The following is a 4,192-nucleotide window of genomic DNA, read 5'->3' on the forward strand; positions in this document are numbered from 1 at the left end:
CCGATCGAGCACACCTCGATCCCGTTCATCATCAGCATGTCCGGGGCCACCCAGCAGCTGAACATGTCCTACATGCAGGACCGCATGAAGGACATGCTCCGGATGGGCGACGACATGCAGGCCACCATCGACAACATGGAGAAGATGTACGGGCTGATGCAACAGCTCAACGGCGTCACCCACGACATGGTCGGCAAGACCAAGGAGATGGTGGCCACCACCAACGAACTACGGGACCACATCGCCGATTTCGATGATTTCTTCCGGCCGATCCGCAACTACTTCTACTGGGAACCGCACTGCTTCGACATCCCGGTCTGCTGGGCGTTGCGCTCGGTGTTCGACACCCTCGACGGGGTCGACAAGCTCAGCGACGACCTCGGCAAGCTGGTGGTCGACATGGACCGACTCGACGAGTTGATGCCGCAGATGCTCACCGTCATGCCGCCGATGATCGAGAACATGAAGTCGATGAAGATCAACATGCTGACCATGCAGTCGACCATGGGCGGCCTGCAGGACCAGATGGCGGAGATGCAGGAGAACGCCAACGCGATGGGCAAGGCGTTCGACGCCGCCCGCAACGACGACTCGTTCTACCTTCCGCCGGAGGTTTTCGAGAACGAGGAGTTCAAGCGGGGGATGAAGATGTTCATCTCGCCGGACGGGAAATCGGTGCGGTTCATCATCGCCCACGAGAACGACCCGGCGACCGCGCAGGGCCTGGCCCTGGTCGACAAGATCAAGAGCGTGGCCTTCGAGTCCATCAAGGGCACCCCCCTGGAAGGGTCGAAGGTCTACCTGGGCGGCACCGCGTCGGCCTACAAGGACATGCAGCACGGCGCCAACTTCGACCTGCTGATCGCCGGACTGGCCTCGCTGTGCCTGATCTTCGTCATCATGCTGATCCTGACCAGGAGTGTCATCGCCGCGGCGGTCATCGTCGGTACCGTGGCGCTGTCGCTGGGCACGTCCTTCGGCCTGTCGGTGCTCATCTGGCAGCACATCCTCGGCATAAATCTGCACTGGATGGTGCTGGCGATGTCGGTCATCATCCTGCTGGCGGTGGGGTCGGACTACAACCTGCTGCTGGTCTCCCGCTTCAAGGAGGAGATCCACGCCGGCATCAACACCGGCATCATCCGGTCGATGGCCGGCACCGGCGCGGTGGTGACCTCGGCGGGGTTGGTGTTCGCTTTCACCATGGGCTCCATGCTGGTCAGCGATCTGCGGGTGGCCGGGCAGGTGGGCAGCACCATCGCACTGGGCCTGCTGTTCGACACCCTGGTGGTGCGCTCGTTCATGACCCCGTCCATCGCGGCACTGCTCGGCCGCTGGTTCTGGTGGCCGCAGGTGGTGCGCCAACGACCGGTGCCGCAGCCCTGGCCGTCCCCGGAGGACCGCGCCCGCGATGACAGACTGGACCTGGCCCGACAAGGAGGCTCATGATGAGAGGTATGCGGACTCTCCCGGCGATCGTGGCCCTGGCGACCGCGGCGGGCGTGGCGGGCGCCACGCTGGCTCCGGCCACCGCCGGCGCCGACGCCACCGACGACTACCCGATCCCGCGCCGGATCATCGTCACCACGTGCGACGCCGAACAGATCATGGCCGCCGCCCGCGACGTCGAACCGGTGTACTACGAGCGCTACATGATCGACTACAACAACAAGCCCCTCGACGTGCAGCAGGGGGCCCGGGACTACATCCACGGTTTCTTCGCCAAGACCCCCGCCGAACGACGCGCCTGGTCGGAGGAGATGGCGACCAACATCTACTCCGATCCGCTGGTGTTCCGCTGGCCCAATCACGCCAAGCTGTGGTTCAACAACAAGGGTGTGGCGGCCAACACCACCGACATCTGCGCCAACTACCCGCCCGGCGACATGTCGCTGTGGTCATGGTGACCGTGTCGCCGAGGTCATGGTGACCGTGTCGCCGAGGTCATGGTGACCGTGCCTCTGGAATTTCCTTAGCCAGTGTGAGTAAAGTTCGCTGTGCCCGTTGCCGGGCCGCCGATGGCGGGGTTTGCCAGCCACGACGGCCCGGGGTTAGCCCCAGGAGTGACCGTCGATGATTCCAGCCACGCGTTCCCCCCTCGCCGCAGCACACGTCGGCCGCGTCGGCGCACTGGCCGTCGCGCTCGGCATCGGCGCTGCGCTGGCCACCGGCACCGGTGTCGCCCGGGCCGATGATTCGCGCGGCGGTTCCGGATCCGCCGAGGCGTCGGCATCCGATTCCTCGGCGGCGTCCGCCGGCCCCACCCGACGGGCCGGCCGTGCCTCCGCACCCGGCCGCGGCACCACCCGGATTCCGTCGGCGCCCGAGGACGATTCCGCCCCGGCGCCCCGCGGGTCCTCAACGCTGGCACGGCCGGCGGCAGCGCAACGGCCGGTCAGGAACGACCCGCCGGCACCGGTTGCGATCGCGCCGGATCCGGTGACTCGCACTGAGCCGCAACCGATCTCGCGACCGGAGCCATCCGCGCCGGACCTCCCCGCTCCGGGCCCGGCGGCCGTGGCGGCACCGAAGGTCCGGGCACTCCCGCCGGTTCTCACGACCGGCCCGGTCGCCGGCCCGGCCGCCGGTCTCGTCGCGTCGGCGCCCCCGGCCGTCGCCGCGCCCGGGGCCGCCCTGATCGCACCCGGGCCAGCCTCGCGACTGCTGTCCGCGGTGGGCCTGGCGCCACTGGCCGGCGGCACCGTCCCGGACCTCCCGCCGGACTCCCCCGCGCTCTGGGCCCTGCTGGGCTGGGCGCGGCGGGATTCGGGGCGCTGGCCGGCGCGGTCCGCGGCGGCACCCGGCGCAACGCCGACCGCCGCGGTCCACACCGCCGCGCCGAGCACGCCGGCCTCCACCCCGGTCGGCTGGGTCACCGGCCAGCGCAACGCCGCCTTCCCGGGTCTGAACTGGACGCAGACCAACAACACCCGGTGGGCCAACATCTACGGCACCGACCTGGGAATCATGTGGTGGAACGGCGTCAACGACAAGGTCCAACTGGCCTTCGGCGACACCTTCTCCCAGCCCAACATGACCGGGGAGTGGCGCTCCAACGTCCTGCTGCTCAGCGAGGACACCAATCTGTCCGACGGCTTGAGCCTGCTCAACACCGGCCCCGCCTACCAGTTCATCCCGGCGGCCCGCAATCAGGTCTTCATCATCGGCTCCGAGGTCACCAACATCCCGACGTCGGCGGTCTACGCGAACGGCGACAACTACGTCAACTACATGTCGGTGAAGTCCTGGGACTCCCCCGGGCGGTGGACCACCAACTATTCGGCCATCTCCCAGTACGACCCGGCCACCGACAAGTGGGTGCTGCAGAGCAAGACCATCCGCCCGGCCGCGTTCTTCCGCACCTGGGCCCCCTACCAGGCCGGCGACCAGAACTTCCAGCAGATGGCCTACGTCCTGCAACCGGAGAGCAAGGTCGCCCCGGGCGAGACCCGCTACGTCTACGCGTTCGGCACCCCGGCCGGCCGGGCCGGTTCGGCATTCCTGTCCCGGGTTCCGGCGGACTCGTTGACCGCCATGCGCAAATACGAGTACTGGAACGGCAGCAGGTGGGTCGGCAACGCCGCCCGCGCCACCGAGGTCATCGGCGACTCGACGAGCTCGCCGGGGATCTTCGGGTGGGCCGTCGACCTGGCCAACAACCCCAACTTCCTCGGCGGCAGCATGGCCGGGTTCACCGGGGCCAAGACCGGCGGCAACGTCAGCGAGATGAGCATCCAGTACAACGAGTACCTCGAGAAGTACGTGGTGCTCTACGGCAACGGATTGAACAACGTCATCCTGCGCACCGCGGACTCCCCCGAGGGCCCGTGGTCGGAGCCGATCACCATCGCGACCTCGGTCCAGTACCCCGGGCTGTACGCCCCGATGATCCACCCGCTGTCGGGAACCGGCCAGTTGACCGACGGCAACGGCGACCCGGACGTCTCGAACCTGTACTGGAACATGTCGATCTGGAGCAACTACAACGTGGTGCTGATGCAGACCGACCTGAGCCCGCTGAAGACCACCGTCGTCTGATGCGAACACCGTTGGCCGCCAACTGGATCGGGACCGCTGCGGTCGCACTGGGCCTCGGCGCGGCGGCCCTCGCCGCGACCCCCGAGGCCGCCGCCGACACCGGCCGGTCGGACGCCGCGGGGCGCTCCGACTCCGCTCAGCGCCCGGCGGGCGC

3 protein-coding genes are annotated in these 4,192 nt (G+C 68.1%); all 3 read left to right on the forward strand.

Annotation, left to right across the window (positions count from 1 at the left end; genetic code table 11):
- On the forward strand, window positions 1-1,449 hold a 1,449-nt coding region (locus tag ADBZ5U_RS08250), incomplete at its 5' end, for an MMPL family transporter (protein WP_526264270.1).
- Window positions 1,449-1,907, forward strand: a complete 459-nt coding sequence (locus tag ADBZ5U_RS08255) for a DUF5078 domain-containing protein (protein ID WP_526264272.1) — start codon at window positions 1,449-1,451, stop codon at window positions 1,905-1,907. The genes ADBZ5U_RS08250 and ADBZ5U_RS08255, both read left to right, overlap by 1 nt.
- 166 nt (window positions 1,908-2,073) lie before the next feature.
- Window positions 2,074-4,038 (forward strand): DUF4185 domain-containing protein, encoded by a 1,965-nt coding sequence (locus ADBZ5U_RS08260; protein ID WP_526264274.1) that lies wholly within the window; start codon window positions 2,074-2,076, stop codon window positions 4,036-4,038.
- Window positions 4,039-4,192: the final 154 nt, after the last annotated feature.

It is taken from the genome of Mycobacterium sp., assembly GCF_040398885.1.
GTDB lineage: Bacteria > Actinomycetota > Actinomycetes > Mycobacteriales > Mycobacteriaceae > Mycobacterium.